Below are 17528 nucleotides of genomic sequence, written 5' to 3'. Positions count from 1 at the left end.
TCCCCCCAGGCATACCGCGTGTCCATCTGGGAAAAACTGGCCCAATGCCGGACACATCGCGCGGCCTTGCCCGCCCGTTCCCACGCCCAGAAGAAACTCGCCCCACCGGCCAAGCCCCGCTCAAGAATGACGTGCTGATCGTCGTAGCGATAAACCTCGCTTTCGCCGATGGCATTGGTCGCCGAAACCAACCGTCCCAGGTCGTCATAGGCGTAGGAAACAACGGTCTGCTCGGTCACCCACTCGAAGGGTTCACGCCCTTTGGCGCGCTGGACCTGATAGTCCACCGCGACGATGCGGCCAAATGCATAGCGCAGGAACAGCGAACGCCCGACACCGTTATCCAGCCGCTCGATGCGCCCCAAATAATCCCGGGAAATCCGCAGCCGGTTGTCGTACGCATCGCTGATGGAGACCAGCACACCGTCGCGAAAGTGATAAAAGCGCGACGCCTGGGCCAGCACCAGTTCATCCGGCGACGCGCCCAAATAGATGGCGGCTTCGGCCAGGCTATTGGTGATGGCAGGTCGAGCAACAGTCGGCAGTGGAAACCCAATCGAGCGATTCTCATGGTCCGTCCACACCACCGAATCGCCCGACACCACCAGCCGATGCGCCAGCGAATGACTCCAGCCAAACCCCAACCCGCCATCCACTTCCACCGCACTGGTGCGATACAGCCGCGTCCACTCGAACGGCAAGATCCCATCCAACGTGCCGTCGGTGAGGGTGAGCAATTCCTCCCCGGTAACCATCGACACCGGGCAGCCGTTGGTGATGGTCTTATCCGAAGGGGCTGCCGCATCCCCGTTGGGGTTCTTCCCTGAAACTGGAACATCATCGACAGGCTCCTGCCTGACCAACACCGTCTGCTGAGTCTTCCTGCGAGCCGCCGGCACCGGGTTCGAAACCACATGCTCCCCAACCTTCAACGGCGCAACCGGAATGGTCTTGATCGACGTTTCAGGCCCACCCAGCAGAACCGGTTTGGCGAGCTCGACATGCTCATCCATGGGCGATTTTCCGAACTGCCCAGCCATGCGCTCCAACCATCGGCGCGCACGTTGAGACTTGATGCCGCCCAGCACGTTGGTACTTATTCGAACCGCCATCCCCATCCCGGCAGTGGCGAGGCACAGCAACAAGTTGATCAATACGTCGGCGCTGATTTCCCCGAGCAACTCGTTCATATAGGGCGGTGGCAACAGACGCATCCAGCTGACCATTGCCGACAGATGGATGAACAGCAGCGGCTCATCGCTGAGCACCAACAAGCCCTTGGCGAGGGCGTCGGCGCCAAGGGTCAGCAGCTTTTCAAATTCATCCGCTGACAGGTAGTGCAGCAGTTGTTCGGCATAGGCCAACGGTTCGCCAAGCCATTGAAACAGCTGCTTGACAGTGTCCCAGAGCGAGTAAAGCGCTTCGCCGAAGCCGCGGGCATAGGCTTGATGCAGGGCGAGGTAGCGCTTGGGGAAGCTGGCTTCGGAGTAACCCTTCCACAACGGTTCGAAGGTGGTCTCCCATTCACTGCGCAACCAACTGTCCAGGGGGGCGATAACCGACTGATAAGAGGCATACAGCGCCTTGAAATGGTCTTTGGAGACGTTGGGGTAGAAGCTGACCCGGTACTGCTGGTTGCGATCACACTCGGTGATTTCGAGGATGCCGCTGGGGCCGATGGTCTTGTGGATCGGCTCGCCCAGGGGACCGCCCTCTGGATCGATGCGTTGCACCATCACGGGCGTATTGCCAATGGGCACGAACCGAGCGCTCTGGAACATATGCACCAGGGTCAACGTGCCGTTTGCCTGGCACATTGCGGTCGTGCTGCTGGGAAGGATGGCGCGGTTGATCGGCGCGACGAGCGCCACGTCATCCCCGACTTTGAAGACCTGTTCGATATCCAGGGCCGAAAAGCTAAAGAAGCTTTCCGCCCAGGTCTCGTAGGTATTGAGGCAGCGCCCGAAGTCGCTGAGAACGGATTCGACGTCTCGCGTCTTTGAATCCATGGCGGCCAGCACCAGGTAGCCAATGGCTTGGCGGGTCACCTCGATCATGAAACAGCCCCTTCAACCGGGGCTTTAACGAAAACCACCATCTGCAATCCCTCGCACTGTGTATTCAGGCGAGGGACTTTGCAGCGGTTTTCAGGGCAGGGGAGTAGCGCTTATCCGGCGCTTACGTGGGGCGTTTCGACAATTTTTGTCTTCTCCCGCCCCAGCACCAGGCTGCACAGCGCCGGCAGAAACAACAGCGTCAACACCGTGCCCACCAGCACCCCGCCAATCAGCACGAATGCCAGGGACGACCAGAACACCGACAACGTCAGTGGAATAAACGCGAGCGCCGCCGCCAGCGCGGTCAATATCACCGGCCGCGCGCGCCGCACCGTGGCCTCGACAATCGCCGCGTGGATCGCCATGCCATGCTCCTGGTTCTGGCGGATCTGGTCGGTAAAGATCAACGTGTTGCGCATCAGGATCCCGCCGATCCCGATCAAGCCCAGGATCGCGTTGAACCCGAACGGCTGGTTGAACAGCAGCAAGGTCGGCACCGCGCCAATCAAGCCCAGCGGCGCGGTGGCGAAGACCATGAACATCACGCCGAAGGAACGCACCTGGAACATGATCACCGTGAGGGTCAGCAGGATCATGATCGGGAACAGCGCCGCCAGCGCCACGTTGGCCTTGGCGCTTTCTTCCACCGGGCCGCCGATGTCGATCCGGTAACCGGCCGGCAGCCGGGCGATCAGCGGTTGCAGGTCTTTGTACACGGCCATTTCCACGTCGGGCGGTTGCACGCCGTCGATGATGTCGGCGCGCACTTCCACGGTGCTCGCGCGGTTGCGGCGCTTGAGGATCGGTTCTTCCATCACCGCCTGGAACTGCCCGACCTGGGCCAGGGGCACCGACGTGCCGGCGCTGTTGGTCAGGGTCATGTTGTTGAGGTTACCGAGGTTCTCGCGCTGGTTGCCCTGGGCGCGGGCGACCACGGACACGGTGCGGTTGCCCTCACGCACTTCGGTGATCGGGTTGCCGCTGAGCAAGGCGTTGAGCTGGGATTTGACCTCGTTGGGGGTAAAGCCGAGCAGGCGCAGGCGGTCTTGATCCAGCACCAGGCGATAACCGCTGGTGCGCTCGCCCCAATCGAGAAAGGCGTCCTTGGTCAGCGTGTTGGCGGCGACGACCTTGCGCACGTCCTCGGACACGCCGCGCAGCACCTCCACATTTGGGCCGGACACGCGGAACACCACCGGGAAGGGCACTGGCGGGCCGAACAGCAATTGGGTGACCCGCACCCGCGCCGCCGGAAACTCACCGGCCGCAATTCGCTCACGCATGCGCAGCTTCAAGGCGTCGCGGGCGTGAGAGTCCGGCGTCTGCACGATCAACTTGGCAAACGCCGGGTCCGGCATTTCGGGGTTCAGCGACAGGAAGAAACGCGGTGCACCACCGCCCACATAGGTGTCGACCATGCTGGTCTGCGGCTCTTGCAGCAGCGCCTTTTCCAACTGCGCCGCCACCGCCTCGGTGCTCTTGAAGGCACTGCCGGGCGGCATATACACCTCAAGAATCAGCTCGGAACGGTCGGAGTTGGGGAAGAACTGTTTCTTCACCACGGCCATGCCCAGTACGCACAGTACAAAGGCAGCGATCACCAACCCGGTCACCAGCCACCGCCTGCGTACGCAGGCTTCGACCAAATCACGCAGCTTCTGGTAATAGCGCCCGGCATAAATCGCGTCGTGGCCACCGGGCACCGGTTTGATCTGCGGCAGCAACTTCACGCCCAGGTACGGCGTGAACACCACCGCCACCAGCCAGGACGAGATCAGCGCAAAGCCGACGATCCAGAAGATATTGCCGGCGTATTCCCCCGCACCGGACCGTGCAAATCCCACCGGCAGAAAGCCGATGATCGTCACCAGCGTACCGGTGAGCATCGGTGCCGCCGTGGAACTCCAGGCGAAGGTGGCCGCATGAATCCGGTCAAAACCTTCCTCCAGTTTCACCACCATCATTTCAATGGCGATGATTGCGTCATCCACCAGCAGGCCCAGGGAAATGATCAGCGCGCCCAGGGTAATGCGGTCGAACTCACGCCCGGTGAGCAGCATGATCACAAACACCACCGACAAGGTCAGCGGCACCGCCGCCGCCACCACCAGGCCGACGCGAAAGCCCAGGGCCAGCAGGCTGATAACCATCACCACCGCGAGGGCGACGAAGAATTTGAGCATGAATTCATTCACCGCCAGGCTGATGTTCTTTGCCTGGTCGGAGACTTTGGCGAAGTTCACGCCCAACGGCAGGTCCGCCTGGATCCGGGCTTCCTCGGCCTTGAGGCTTTTGTCCAGCTCCAGACCGTTCCAGTGCTTTTCCATGATCACGCCGAGCATCAGCGCCGGGTCGCCCTGGTGGCGGATGCGGTAGCTGGGCGGGTCTTCATAACCGCGGCTGACGCTGGCTACATCGGCAATGCGCAGCACGCGACCGTTGACTTCCAGGGGCACGTTTTCGATCAGCGCCAGGCTGTCGAAGGCACCGTCGATACGGATATAGGCGCGCGCGCCTGCGGTTTCGACAAAACCTGACGGGGCCACGGCGTTCTGTGCGGCGAGGGCGGCGAAGATCTGCTCCGGCTTGATCCCCAGGGTCGCCAGGCGCTCATAGGAGAACTCGACAAAAATCCGCTGCGCCTGCTCGCCGAGGATATTGACCTTCTTCACCCCCGGCAGGTTGAGCAGGCCCTGGCGCAATTCCTCGGCCATCTGCACCTGTTGTCGATGGGGCAAGTGCTCGGCCTCCAGGGCGTACAGGGCGAAGTACACATCGGAATATTCATCGTTGAAGAACGGCCCGATCACCCCGTTGGGAAGCCTCGCGGCTTCATCGCTGAGTTTTTTGCGCGTCTGGTAGAACAGCTCCTGGATTTCGCTGGGGCGCGTGGACTCCTTGTAGGTCATGCGCATCGACACAAAGCCCGGCTGGGCGATGGTCTCGACGCGGTCGTAGTAGTCCAGTTCCTGCAGGCGCTTCTCCAGGCGGTCGGCCACCTGCTCCTGCATCTCCTGGGCAGTGGCGCCGGGCCAGGCGGCGGTAATGGTCATGACCTTGACGGTAAACGAGGGGTCTTCGGCGCGTCCCAGTTTGCCGAACGAGAAGATCCCGGCGGCGAGGATCGCAATGATCAAAAACAGCGTGACTGCGCGGTGCTTGACCGCCAGTTCCGAGAGGTTGATGCCGCGCATGCTCATTGGTCCTGTTTGCGGTTGAGGGCCAGTACCTGGGCGGGCAACAGGCGCACCGCGTCGCCGCTGTGCAACAGGTGCGCACCGAGGGCGACGACGACCTGGCCGGGGTTCACGCCGCTGTCGAGCAGGGCGTCTTCCTGGCCGAGGCTGGCGACCTTGACGGCGGCGAAGCTGACCTTGTCATCCGCGCCGATCAACCACACACCGGTGCCTTGCCCTGCATCGTGCAAGGCGCCGATCGGTACGCGGGTTTGTTGCGCCTGGCCATTACCTTGTAGGCGCACGGTGATGGTCGAGCCGAGGGCGAAGCGCTCGACGTTACCGTGCAGTACATAACGGGCGCGGTAGGTGCGGGTGGTGGGATCGGCGCTGGCCGACAGTTCGCGCAAGGTCGCCGTCACCGCCTGGTCCGGGGCGCCGAAGGGGAAGGCCAGGGCTTTCTGCGCGGCCTGGTCGCGCTGGTTTTCCGGCAGGTTGACGATGGCTTCGCGGGCACCGTCATGGGCCAGGCGCGCGACGATTTGCCCTTCGGCGACCACTTGGCCACGGTCCACCCGCACGTCGGTGATGATGCCGTCGCCATCGGCCTTGAGCACCGAATAAGTGCGGCGGTTCTCGATCTGGCTGGCGTCGGATTGCGCCGCGGCCAACTCGGCCTCGGCCACGCGCAGGTTGGTGGCCGACTGGTCGAAGATCTGCCGTGACACCGCGCCGGTACTGGCCAGGCGTTGGTAGCGGTTTTCATCGTCACGGCGCTGACGCAGCTGGGCCTGGGCGGCGTTGACGCGGTTTTTCGCCGAGCGCAGGGCCAGCTCGAAGTCGCCGATGTCCAGCACCAGCAGGGTGTCGCCACGGGAAACGTGCTGGCCGGGGTCGACCTTGCGTTCGATGACCTTGCCGCCGACCCGGAAGCCCAGGTCGCTTTCCGTACGCGCAGCCACCACGCCGGTATAGGCGCTTTGCTGAGTGCCGGCGGCTTCGACCTTGGCGGCGAGTACCGGGCGTGGTTGCGGCGCTTGGGCGGTGGTGTCGGCCTGGCTGTTGCAGCCGCTGAGGACGATCAACACGGCCAGGGGCGTGAGAAGGCGCGAGGGGAGAGGGATCATGTCGGGCTCCGGGGATGACCAGTGGGCAAAAAATTATGGACATAATTTTTTACGCATATTATGGTCGAAATATAAATAAATCCAGCCTCGGATAATCCCCATGTCGAACGCCCCGGCCCCATCGCGAAGCTTGTTGTTTTTACTGGTGGCCTTGACGGCGCTGGGTGAAGTCTCGACCCAATTGATCATTCCAGGCTTGGGTCTGATCGAGCACGCCCTGTTGGCGCCACCGGGTTCGGCGCTGATGGCCCTGTCGGCGTTTGTCGCCGCCTTTGGCCTGGGGCAACTGCTGTTCGGCCCGCTGTCGGACCGCATCGGCCGCCGTCCGGTGCTGCTCGGCGGGCTGTTGCTGTATGTGCTGGCGACCTTGTCGATGCTGCTGGTCAATGACATCCAGCAATTTATCGCCGCTCGCGTCGTGCAAGGCCTCGGCGCCTGCGCTGCGCTGGTACTGGCGCGCACCGTGGTGCGTGACGTGTGGAAGGCCGACGCGGGGCCGGCGCTGGCGCTGACCATGATCGGCATGCTGTACGCCATCGTCGTCGCCCCGATGGTCGGCGGCCTGCTGATCAAGCTGCTGGGCTGGCGTGCACCGATCCTGCTGGCACTGGCGATTGGCAGTGGGGTGTTTCTGCTGGCGCTGCTGTTCTTCCGCGAGAGCAACCACTTCCTCGACCCCAAGGCCGGCCACTGGCGCACCCTCGGCGGGCAATACCTGGACCTGCTCAAGGGCCGCCCGTACCGCGCGTTCGCCGTGGCGCTGGCGTGCACCTATGGCGCCATGTTCGCGGTGATCGCCGGTTCCTCGGCGGTGTATATCAATCTGTTGGGCTTGAGCAGCCTGGAGTACGGCATCAATTTTGGCCTGATCGTGTCGATGCTGATCATCGGTTCCACCTACACCCGGCGCAACATCCAGCGCCTGGGGCCGCAACGGATTGTGGCGATGGGCGTGACGCTGGTGGCCATGGGCGGGATTGCCGCACTGGTGATTTATGCGCTGTTTGGCCTGTCGATACTGGGCCTGGATATTCCCATTGCGCTGGCAACCCTCGGCGGTGGCCTGGTATTGCCCGGGTCTGTGACCGGTGGGGTCATGCCCAACGCTCACCGCGCCGGTTTGGCGGCGGGCTTGATGGGCTTTGCGCAGATGTTCGGCGCGACCTGCAGCGGCCTGTTACTGAGCCATCTGCGCGACGGCAGTGCCACACCGATGATCGTGATCCAGGCGTGTTTTGCCGTGACGGCCTTCGTGGCCTTCCATCTGTTGCGTGAGCGCCGTACCGCGGAGGTCGCGGCGGCTTGAGTTGTCACACTTTGTCCAAGTTATTCGGGGCTGGATGATTACGATTCTCTTTTGAGTCTAATCCGAAGGTCTTCGCCCATGCTGCCTGCTTTTCGTTTCTCGCCCCTGGCCGTGCTGGTTGCCGCCAGTCTTCATGCCCACGCCGATGAGCCTGTTGCACTGGAACTCAATGATGTAGTGGTGACTGCATCCGGTTTTGCGCAAAGCGCGGAAGACGCGCCGGCCTCGGTCACCGTGATCGATGGCGAGGCGCTGCGTCGCAAGTCCTACCGCGACCTCGGCGACGCGGTTAAAGACGTGGAAGGCGTGACCGTCAACGGCGGTGCGAATGAAACCGACATCTCCATCCGGGGCATGCCGGCCGACTACACCCTGATCATGGTCGACGGCAAGCGCCAGAGCGCGCGGGAATCGCGGGTCAACGGCAACAGTGGCTACGAACAGAGCTTTGTGCCACCCGCTGCGGCCATCGAGCGGATTGAAGTGGTGCGCGGGCCGATGTCGTCGCTGTACGGCTCGGATGCCATCGGCGGGGTGATCAACGTGATCACGCGCAAGGTCTCACCGACCTGGGGCGGCTCCGTCGGGTACGACTACTCGGCGCGCCAGCACAGCGACCAGGGTAATGCACGCCAGACCCAGTTCTACCTCAGTGGTCCGCTCAAGGAAGATTTCCTCGGTTTGCAGGTGTGGGGCCGCTACCTGGACCGCCAGGCCGATGACGACATCGAGCAGACCAATGGCTTCAGCAAGGCTGACCACCGCGACCTCACCGCGCGCCTGGCCTTCACCCCCACTATCGACCACGACATCCTGCTGGAAGCCGGCGCCACGCGCTTGAAGAATGGCGACGGCATGAGCGCCAACTGGGCCACCCGCGAACAGGAAAACAACCGCGATCACTGGTCGCTGTCCCACCAGGGCCGCTGGGGCTGGGCCACCTCGGACATTGCCTTGTCCCAGGAAACCTCCAGCCGTGAAGGCAAGGCGACGCCGGCGCAGACTGACATCTACGGGCGCAAACCCGAGATCAAGAACACTGTGTTTGACGCCAAGCTGGTGGTGCCCACCGCCCACAACGTCAGCACCGTGGGCGTGCAATGGAATAAAAGCGAGCTGACCGACTGGAACCAGGGCCTCGGTGACCGCGTTGACTATAAATTCTCGGTGGTGCAAAAAGCCCTGTTCGCGGAAAACGAGTGGTCGATGACCGACAGCTTCGCCCTGACCACCGGCCTGCGCCTGGATGAGCACGAAGAGTACGGCGCCCACGTCAGCCCACGGGTCTACGGGGTGTGGCGCGCCACCGAGCAGTGGACGTTCAAGGGCGGTGTTGCACGTGGCTTTAAGGCCCCCGAACTGCGTGCAGTCGTCGAGGATTACGCCTACCTGCGCCGCAACCGCTTCGTGATGTTCGGCAACCCGGACCTCAAGCCCGAGACCAGCACCAACTATGAAGTCTCGGCGCTGTGGAGCAACCGCGACAACCTGTCCGGCGGTGTGACGCTGTTCTACAACGACTTCCAGGACAAGCTTTCCACCGTCACCACCGACCGGCGCTGGAACGGCTACACCATCATGGAGCGGGTCAACGTCGACAAGGCGATCATCCAGGGCGTTGAGCTCAACGGCCAATGGGACATCAACCCCAGCGTGCTGCTCAAGGCCAACTACACCTACACCGACTCCGAGCAGAAAAGCGGTGCCAACAAAGGTGCGCCCCTGGCCCTCACCCCTGAGCAAAAAGCCAATGTGCGCACGGAATGGACCATTAACGATCGCACCCAGGCCTGGGCTTCGCTGAGCTACTACGGCGAGGAAACCGGCAACACCATCACCACCGACGAACCGGCGCCGGGCTACACCACCGCCGACCTGGGCGGCTCCTATGACGTGAGCGATTCGTTGACCCTCAACGCCTCCCTCAACAACCTCACCGACAAGCGCCTGGACGATGAAACCTATGGCACGGTGAACTACGGCCGCACCCTGTGGATGGGCGCCACGCTCAACTTCTAGAGCGCTGTGGGCAATCGCACCACCGCGCACAGGCCGGCCGGTGGGCGATTCTCCAAGACCAGTTCACCGCCATGGGCCTGGATGCACGACCGTGCGATCGCCAGGCCCAGCCCCACGCCGCCGTCACTGACACCCCGTTGTACGAAGGGCTCGAAGACTTTGCTCAACCACGCTTCGGGCAAGCCTTGGCCGTGGTCGAGAATCTCGATGCGCAGCCAACCGTTGTCCTCGCGAACCAGGCTCAGGTCGGCATCGCCGGCGTGGCGCAGGGCGTTGTCGATCAGGTTGGTCAGTGCGCGCTTGAGCGCCAGCGGGCGGCAGGTCAGCAGCAACGCGGGTGCGCCGGCCCAGGTGACGGGCTGTTGCAGGCGTTGGTAACGCTTGGCCAGGTCATCCAGCAGGTTGCTCAACGAAAGCGTGGCAGTCGCTTCCTGCACCGATTCGTCGCGCACGAAATTCAGGGTTTCACGCACCATTGCACTCAGTTCCCCGAGGCTTTCGAGCATGTCATCGCGGGCTGCGCCGGGCTCCAGCAACTCCACTTGCAGGCGCAGTTCGGTGATCGGCGTATTCAAGTCATGGCTGACCGCTGCGAGCATCCGCGTGCGGCCTTCGACATGCCGGGCGAGGTTGACCTGCATGGTATTGAAGGCGGCAGTCAGGTCGCGGGCTTCCTGTGGGCCGGTTTCCGCCAGCGGGGCGATCCATTCACCGCGGCTGACGCGCTCGGTGGCCTGGGCCAGGGTCTTGATCGGGCGCACCACGCGGGCAATGAAAAACATCACGATCAGCAGCACCGGCAGTGTAGTCACCGGCAGGCTGTAGGCCAGGACGCGACCCCATTCATAGGCGCCGGCGGGGTATTGCACGGCATTCAGGTAGGTACCGTTGGGCAGCGGCACGCTGCTGCGCAGGCGCAACGGCGCCCAGCCGGCGGGGCTGAACACATGGGTACGGGCGTCGGCGCCGCTGATGCGTTCCAACTGCATGCCGATGGCGGCGCTGTTATCCAGCTGTAATTGGTGGCGCAGCTCGTTGGCCAGGCGCTGTTCTTCCGGGCGTTGCGCAAACGGCGCCACCTCCGGCGTGGGGCCGATCCAGAAGCGCGTGTCGTCGGTGCTCATGCCGGCCAGCAGGTGCGCGGTTTCATTCGAGGTCAGGTCGATTGCCGTGTGATGGGCAATCCCCAGGCGTTCCAGGCTGAAACTGCGCGCCAGCGGGTGGATCAGGCTGCCGGTGCGCTGCAAAAACAACATCGCAATGGCGTTCGACGCCAGCAGTGCCAGCAGCAACAACAGGCTCAGCTGCCGTGCCAGGGTGCGCGGCCACAGCCGGTTCAGGGCGTGCATTCGCTGACCTCGGCGGCCAATAGATAGCCGCCGCCCCAGATGGTGCGCAACAGTTCCGGCGCGGCATCGCCCTGGGCCAGCTTGCGGCGCAGGCGGCTGACCTGACGGTCGATAGCGCGGTCGCTGACATCGCTGTCGGCGGCGGCGGTGAGGTCGATCAAGCGTTCGCGGGGCAGCAGGGTGTTGGGGTGGGCGAGGAACACTTGCAACAGCCGGCTTTCGGCAGTGCTGAGCCGGATGGCCGGGCTGCCGTCGCGGCGCAAGGTGGCGCTGGCCACACTGAAGTGCCAGCCGGCGAACTCGTAGGCCCGTGCGCCAGCGCCGGGCGCGGTGGGGCCGGTTGCGCGGCCCTGACGGCGCAGCACGCTGTTGATACGCGCCACCAGCTCCCGGGGCTCGAACGGCTTGGTGACGTAATCGTCGGCACCCAGGTCCAGGCCGCGTATGCGGTCGGCGGCAGTGTCGCGGGCGGTCAGCAGGATCACCGGGGTGTTGCTGCGCCGATGCAACTGGTTGCACAACTCAAAGCCATCGCCATCCGGCAGCAGCACGTCGAGCACCACCACATCGAACGCCTGGGTCTTGAGCAATTGCCACATGCCGGCCGCGTCTTCAGCGGTGCGCACCTCAAAGGTGTGACGTCGCAGGTACGTGGCCAGGGGTTCACGAATCTTGCGGTGGTCATCCACCACCAGTACGCGCGGTGCGATAGGCGCAGGGGCAAACGGCATTGCAGCCCTCGAGGGTTGAGCAGGAGAGGGCGGATATTACTACGAGTCATTATCATTAACGCTGTTTTTGTGAGGCTGCAGTCGTAGATCGTCCTGCCGGTAGGACGATCAAGGTCGTTTTTACCGTCTAGCGCCGAATTGCTGCGAGTTTTAAGGTGTATACACTTTGGAGGACTACCATGAAAAAACTCATCGGCATCTACACCAGCCCTCGCGCCCATTGGGTCGGCGACGGCTTTCCCGTGCGTACGCTGTTTTCCTACGACTCGATGGGCAAGCACATCAGCCCATTCCTGCTCCTGGACCACGCCGGGCCGGCCGATTTCACCCCGACAGACCAGCGTCGCGGCGTCGGCCAGCACCCCCATCGCGGCTTTGAAACCGTGACCATCGTCTACGACGGCGAAGTCGAACACCGCGACTCCACCGGCGCCGGCGGCAAAATCGGCCCGGGCGATGTGCAATGGATGACCGCCGCCAAGGGCATCCTCCACGAAGAGTTTCACTCCGCCGCCTTCGCCCGCAGCGGCGGCGCGTTGGAGATGGTGCAACTGTGGGTCAACCTGCCCGCCAAGGACAAAATGGCCGACGCGGGCTACCAGACCATCGTCGACGGCGATATCCCCGTGCTGCCCCTGGCCAACGACGCCGGCCACCTGCGCCTGATCGCCGGTGAATTTGCCGGCACCCAGGGCCCGGCGCGCACCTTCACGCCGATCGATGTGTGGGACCTGCGCCTCAACGCCGGCAAGCCCGTCACCCTCGACCTGCACGCTGGGCGCAACACCGCCCTGGTGATCCTGCGCGGCACGGTGCTGGTCAATGGCGAAGAAGTCGCACGCCAAGGCCAACTGGCGTTATTCGAACGCGACGGCCGCCAGCTCACCCTGGAGGCCAACGACGACGCCAAGGTCCTGCTGCTCAGCGGCGAACCGATTGACGAGCCTATCGTTGGGCATGGACCGTTTGTGATGAATACCGAGCAGGAGATTCACCAGGCGTTTGCGGATTTCCAATCGGGTCGTTTTGGGCGGATGCAGGATTAAAGGTCGGCCACAAGCCCCCTCCCACAGTTGAACGGTGTTCATCTGGCTATTTGTGAGTCCCCATCCACTCCAGCGCCGTGCGCCACACGCAGATCCCGAGGAAATACGCGGACATCACCGACCACAACCCAAACGTCCACGGGTTGGTGTTGGGATAATCCACCACCATCAAGAAGCTGCACAGCAACCAGATGGTGGTCACTGCGATATTGATCGGCATGAAGCGCTTGACCCGGAACGGGTGCAGGAACTTCATCGGCGTCACGGTCAGCAGGGCCAGGCCGATCACGGTCAGCAAGGTGACCCAGGCGTCCGGCTGGATGATGTATACGCACAAGGCCACCACGTTCCAGGCGGCGGGGAAGCCGACGAAGTAGTTGTCCTTGCTCTTCATGTTCACGTTGCAGAAGCAGAACAGCGATGACACCAGGATCACCGACACCGTGAACAGGTGGGTAAAGTCCGGCAGGTCGATATAGCGGTAGATAAACAGGGCCGGAATAAACACATAGGTGAGGTAATCGATCACCAGGTCCAGTACCGAGCCGTCAAAGCTGGGCAATACCGTGCTGACATTCACCCGTCGCGCCAGGGAACCATCCACGCCGTCTACCACCAGGGCCAGGCCCAGCCAGAGCAGGCAGGCCTTGGGTGAGTTTTCCAGCAGCGCCAGGGTGGCCAGGAAGGCCAATACCACACCGGTGGCGGTAAAGCCGTGGGCGCCCCAGGCTTTGATTCTGGCTACATGCAGGGTCGATATCACGGGCGGTTCTCCAAAAGGTGAAACGGGGCAGCCGACAACGTGACGCTGTCGAGTCTGGCCGGGGAATGCAGGTATCGACCGGGAAGGGGGTCATAAGGTTCACCGCCCGGCGCATCACATAGCGTAGCAAGCGTAGGACGTTTCGGCATCAGCCTTGGCGAAACACCAGCGCCTTGAGGCCACTTTGCGCGTCGATATCCGGAAATTCCGGCGGGTTTTGCAGCCGTTCAATAAAGCGCAGGCCCGGTGCTTCGCGGGTGACGCCGTCGATCAGGAAGTCTTCGCCGAAGGCCGGGTCGTTCATGCACGCCAGGACAGTGCCCTGGGCCGTGAGCAAATCCGGCAGGCGACGCAGTACGCGCTGGTAGTCCTTGGTCAGCAGGAAGCTGCCTTTCTGGAAGGACGGCGGGTCGATGATCACCAGGTCGTAGGGGCCGCTGTGGGTGACCTTGGCCCAGGATTTGAACAGGTCGTGGCCCAGGAAGCTGACCTTGCTCAGGTCATGACCGTTCAGGCGGTGGTTATCGCGACCACGGCTCAGGGCGCCACGGGCCATGTCCAGGTTCACCACGTGGCTGGCGCCGCCCTCGATGGCCGCGACCGAGAACCCGCAGGTGTAGGCAAACAGGTTGAGCACCCGCTGGCCCTTGGCTTGTTCGCGCACCCAGTTGCGGCCGTAGCGCATGTCGAGGAACAGCCCGCTGTTCTGCTTTTTGCCCAGGTCGATCAGGTAACGCAGGCCGCCTTCGGTGATGGTCAGCTCGTCGATGGCTGCGCCCACCAGCCATTCCGTGGTGCTTTGCGGCAGGTAGCGGTGTTGCAGCGCCACGCTGTGGGCGCCGGATTGGGCCCAGTCGAAGTCGATCAACAGCTGTTTCAACCCCTCCAGGTGGGGCGCTTCGGGCTCTTTGAACAGCGCGACCAGCACCACGCCTTGCAGCCAGTCCACGGTCAATTGCTCCAGGCCCGGCCAGCAGCGGCCACGGCCATGGAACAGGCGCCGGGTTTCAGTCGGCGGGCTGGCCAGGGCGGTGAGCAGGTGGGCGTGCAGGGTAGCGAGAGCGTCTGGGTTCATCGTTGAGCGTCGGTCATTGAGCGGGCGGCATTTTAAACACACTGGTGAGGTTTCGGGTTGATTGAGCACAACGTGCTGGGAAAAAGCCCATGGGCAGTGATTCATGCTCAAAATTCTATAAACCGCGCCTGATAACAGGCAAAAAATCCTCAGGCACCGACATAAACTGGAAAAAAAGCCCGGAGGTGCCCATGAACGGTTTCGCGAGTGCAGTGAATCACACAGCCCTGGATCAACCAGAGCTCGACGAATGGCGTGACGCGCTGGCGTCGTTGGTAGCCAATGCCGCCCCTGAGCGCGCACGCCAGATCCTCGACCTGCTGGCCCGCGACGCCAGCGCCCCGCACATCGACTGGAAACCCCGGCACGGCACGCCCTACATCAATAGCATCAGCGTCGAGCAGCAACCGGCGTTTCCCGGCGACCTGGCCACCGAAGAGCGCCTGGCCTCGCTGGTACGCTGGAACGCCCTGGCCATGGTGGTGCGGGCCAACCAGGCCTATGGCGAACTCGGTGGCCATATCGCCAGCTACGCCAGTGCGGCGGATTTGTTCGAGGTGGGTTTCAATCACTTTTTCCGCGCCCGCAATCACGACTTTGGCGGCGACCTGGTGTTCTACCAGCCGCATTCGGCCCCCGGCATTTATGCGCGCGCCTTCCTTGAAGGGCGCTTGAGCGCGGACGACCTGGCCCACTATCGCCAGGAACTCGGTGGCGCCAAGGCCGGGGCGCGTGGGTTGTGCAGCTACCCGCACCCGTGGTTGATGCCGGACTTCTGGCAGTTCCCCACCGGCTCCATGGGCATTGGCCCCATCAGTTCGATTTTCCAGGCGCGCTTCATGCGCTATCTGCAGCATCGCGGCCTGCAGGACACCGCCAAGCGTCACGTGTGGGGTGTCTTCGGCGACGGCGAAATGGACGAGCCGGAAAGCATGTCGGCCCTGACCCTGGCCGCGCGCGAAGGCCTCGACAACCTGACCTGGGTGGTCAACTGCAACCTGCAACGCCTCGACGGCCCGGTGCGTGGCAACGGGCGGATCATCGACGAGCTGGAGGCGTTGTTCGCGGGGGCAGGGTGGAACGTGATCAAGTTGGTCTGGGGTTCGGACTGGGACGCCTTGCTCGCCAAGGACGCCGACGGTTCCCTGGTCAACACGTTGTCGAGCACCGTGGACGGTCAATTCCAGACCTTCGCCGCCAAGGACGGGGCCTACAACCGCGAACACTTCTTCGGCCAGAGCGCGGCGCTGGCCAGCCTGGTCGAGGGCATGAGCGATGAGCAGATCGACCGCCTCAAGCGTGGCGGCCACGACATGGTCAAGATCCACGCCGCCTATCACGCAGCGCGCCGGGTCAAGGGCAAGCCCACGGTGATCCTGGCCCAGACCAAAAAAGGCTTCGGCATGGGCGAGGCCGGGCAGGGCAAGATGACCACCCACCAGCAGAAGAAGCTTGATCGCGAGGCGCTGCTCGCGTTCCGCAACCGCTTCCAGTTGCCGCTGAGCGATGAACAGGCCGAGTCGCTGAGCTTCTTCAAACCCGCGGATGACAGCCTCGAGTTGCGCTACCTGCATCAGCGGCGCACGGCCCTGGGCGGTTATGTGCCCAGCCGTAGCCAGGCCGCAGCACCGGTAAACGTACCGACCGTGAGCGGTTACGCCGGTTTCGCCACGGCGGCCGACGGCAAGGAAATGTCCACCACCATGGCCTTCGTGCGCATGCTGAGCAACCTGCTCAAGGACAAGGCGCTCGGGCCGCGCATCGTGCCCATCGTGGCGGATGAGGCGCGCACCTTCGGCATGGCCAACCTGTTCAAGCAGATCGGCATCTATTCCAGCGTCGGCCAGCGCTATGAGCCGGAAGACATTGGTTCGATCCTCAGCTACCGCGAAGCCACCGACGGGCAGATTCTTGAAGAAGGCATCAGCGAGGCCAGTGCCATCAGTTCCTGGGTCGCGGCGGCCACCAGCTACTCGGTGCATGGCCTGCGCATGCTGCCGTTCTACATCTATTACTCGATGTTCGGCTTCCAGCGCGTCGGCGACCTGATCTGGGCCGCCGCCGACCAGCGCGCTCGTGGCTTCCTGCTCGGTGCCACGGCCGGGCGCACCACCCTCGGCGGCGAGGGCTTGCAGCATCAGGACGGCAGCAGCCATCTCACCGCCGCCACCGTACCCAACTGTCGCGCCTACGATCCGGCGTTTGCCGGTGAATTTGCGGTGATCCTCGACCACGGCATGCGCCAGATGCTGGAGCAGGATGTGGACGAGTTCTACTACGTGACCCTGATGAACGAAAACTACCCGCAGCCAAGCCTGCCCGCAGGCGTGGAGGCGGCGATCATCAAGGGCCTGTATCGCCTGGAAGGCGCCGTCGACGCCAGGGTGCGCCTGCTCGGTTCGGGTACCCTGCTGCGTGAAGCCCAGGCCGCCGCGCGGTTACTGGCTGAGGATTGGCACGTGGCGAGCGAGGTGTACAGCGTGACCAGTTTCAGCGAACTGGCACGGGAGGCGCGGGAAGTGGAGCGCTGGAACCGCCTGCATCCGCAGGCCGGCAAGCGCGTCAGTCACCTGAATGATTGCTTGCCGGCAGGTGCACCGGTGATTGCCGTGTCCGACTATGTTCGGGCGGTCCCGCAGATGATCGCGTCCTATCTGGACTCCAGCTACACCGTGCTCGGCACCGATGGGTTCGGCCGCAGTGATACACGGGCGGCGCTGCGGGATTTCTTTGAGGTGGATCGGCATCACATCGTGTTGGCGGCGCTTACCGCGTTGGTGGAGCAGGGCAGTCTTGAACGCCAGGTATGCCAGCAGGCCATTGAACGGTATGGCTTGCTGGCGGATCGCAACGCCTCCTGGACCTGTTAACCCCTCCGC

11 protein-coding genes are annotated in these 17528 nt (G+C 63.3%); 4 read left to right on the top strand and 7 right to left on the bottom strand.

Annotated features, from left to right (window positions below; genetic code table 11):
* From BB029_RS28390 to BB029_RS28380, 3 genes are all read right to left on the bottom strand, one after another.
* On the bottom strand, positions 1–2057 hold a 2057-nt coding region (locus BB029_RS28390; protein ID WP_168166844.1), incomplete at its 3' end, for an RHS repeat domain-containing protein.
* Between the two features lie 110 nt (positions 2058–2167).
* Positions 2168–5251: an efflux RND transporter permease subunit gene (locus BB029_RS28385; RefSeq protein ID WP_065941746.1), complete on the bottom strand. Its 3084-nt coding sequence runs from the start codon at positions 5249–5251 to the stop codon at positions 2168–2170.
* Between the two features lie 2 nt (positions 5252–5253).
* Positions 5254–6360, bottom strand: a complete 1107-nt coding sequence (locus BB029_RS28380) for an efflux RND transporter periplasmic adaptor subunit (protein WP_065941745.1) — start codon at positions 6358–6360, stop codon at positions 5254–5256.
* A 100-nt stretch (positions 6361–6460) separates the two neighbouring features.
* Here BB029_RS28380 and BB029_RS28375 point away from each other — a divergent pair, with 100 nt between their 5' ends.
* Together BB029_RS28375 and BB029_RS28370 are read left to right on the top strand one after the other, a co-directional pair.
* Positions 6461–7666 carry a Bcr/CflA family efflux MFS transporter gene (locus tag BB029_RS28375; protein WP_065941744.1) on the top strand — a complete coding sequence of 402 codons (1206 nt, stop codon included), beginning with the start codon at positions 6461–6463 and terminating at the stop codon, positions 7664–7666.
* Between the two features lie 78 nt (positions 7667–7744).
* Positions 7745–9685, top strand: coding sequence for a TonB-dependent receptor domain-containing protein (locus tag BB029_RS28370; protein WP_065941743.1), 1941 nt, complete (start codon positions 7745–7747; stop codon positions 9683–9685).
* Here BB029_RS28370 and BB029_RS28365 read toward each other — a convergent pair.
* Positions 9682–11001 carry a HAMP domain-containing sensor histidine kinase gene (locus tag BB029_RS28365; protein WP_065941783.1) on the bottom strand — a complete coding sequence of 440 codons (1320 nt, stop codon included), beginning with the start codon at positions 10999–11001 and terminating at the stop codon, positions 9682–9684. The two genes, BB029_RS28370 and BB029_RS28365, sit on opposite strands and share 4 nt — an antisense overlap.
* A 20-nt stretch (positions 11002–11021) precedes the next feature.
* Positions 11022–11765: a response regulator gene (locus BB029_RS28360; RefSeq protein WP_065941742.1), complete on the bottom strand. Its 744-nt coding sequence runs from the start codon at positions 11763–11765 to the stop codon at positions 11022–11024.
* 179 nt (positions 11766–11944) lie between these two features.
* Here BB029_RS28360 and BB029_RS28355 point away from each other — a divergent pair, with 179 nt between their 5' ends.
* Positions 11945–12811: a pirin family protein gene (locus BB029_RS28355; RefSeq protein WP_065941741.1), complete on the top strand. Its 867-nt coding sequence runs from the start codon at positions 11945–11947 to the stop codon at positions 12809–12811.
* 46 nt (positions 12812–12857) lie between these two features.
* Here the strand turns inward: BB029_RS28355 and pcsA are convergent, their stop codons facing one another.
* Positions 12858–13574, bottom strand: coding sequence for a phosphatidylcholine synthase (gene pcsA, locus BB029_RS28350; protein ID WP_027606368.1), 717 nt, complete (start codon positions 13572–13574; stop codon positions 12858–12860).
* Between the two features lie 148 nt (positions 13575–13722).
* Positions 13723–14649, bottom strand: a complete 927-nt coding sequence (locus BB029_RS28345; protein ID WP_065941740.1) for a class I SAM-dependent methyltransferase — start codon at positions 14647–14649, stop codon at positions 13723–13725.
* A 191-nt stretch (positions 14650–14840) separates the two neighbouring features.
* Between BB029_RS28345 and mdeB the strand changes: the two genes are divergently transcribed.
* A complete protein-coding gene (gene mdeB / locus BB029_RS28340; RefSeq protein ID WP_065941739.1) occupies positions 14841–17519 on the top strand; it encodes an alpha-ketoglutarate dehydrogenase in 2679 nt (892 codons plus the stop codon).
* The last annotated feature ends 9 nt before the right edge of the window (positions 17520–17528 follow it).

This window comes from Pseudomonas sp. S3E12 (genome assembly GCF_001702295.1).
Classification (GTDB): Bacteria; Pseudomonadota; Gammaproteobacteria; order Pseudomonadales; family Pseudomonadaceae; genus Aquipseudomonas; species Aquipseudomonas marginalis.
The sequence above is the reverse complement of the archived record's forward strand: the minus strand, read 5'-3'. Positions and strand labels throughout refer to the sequence as shown.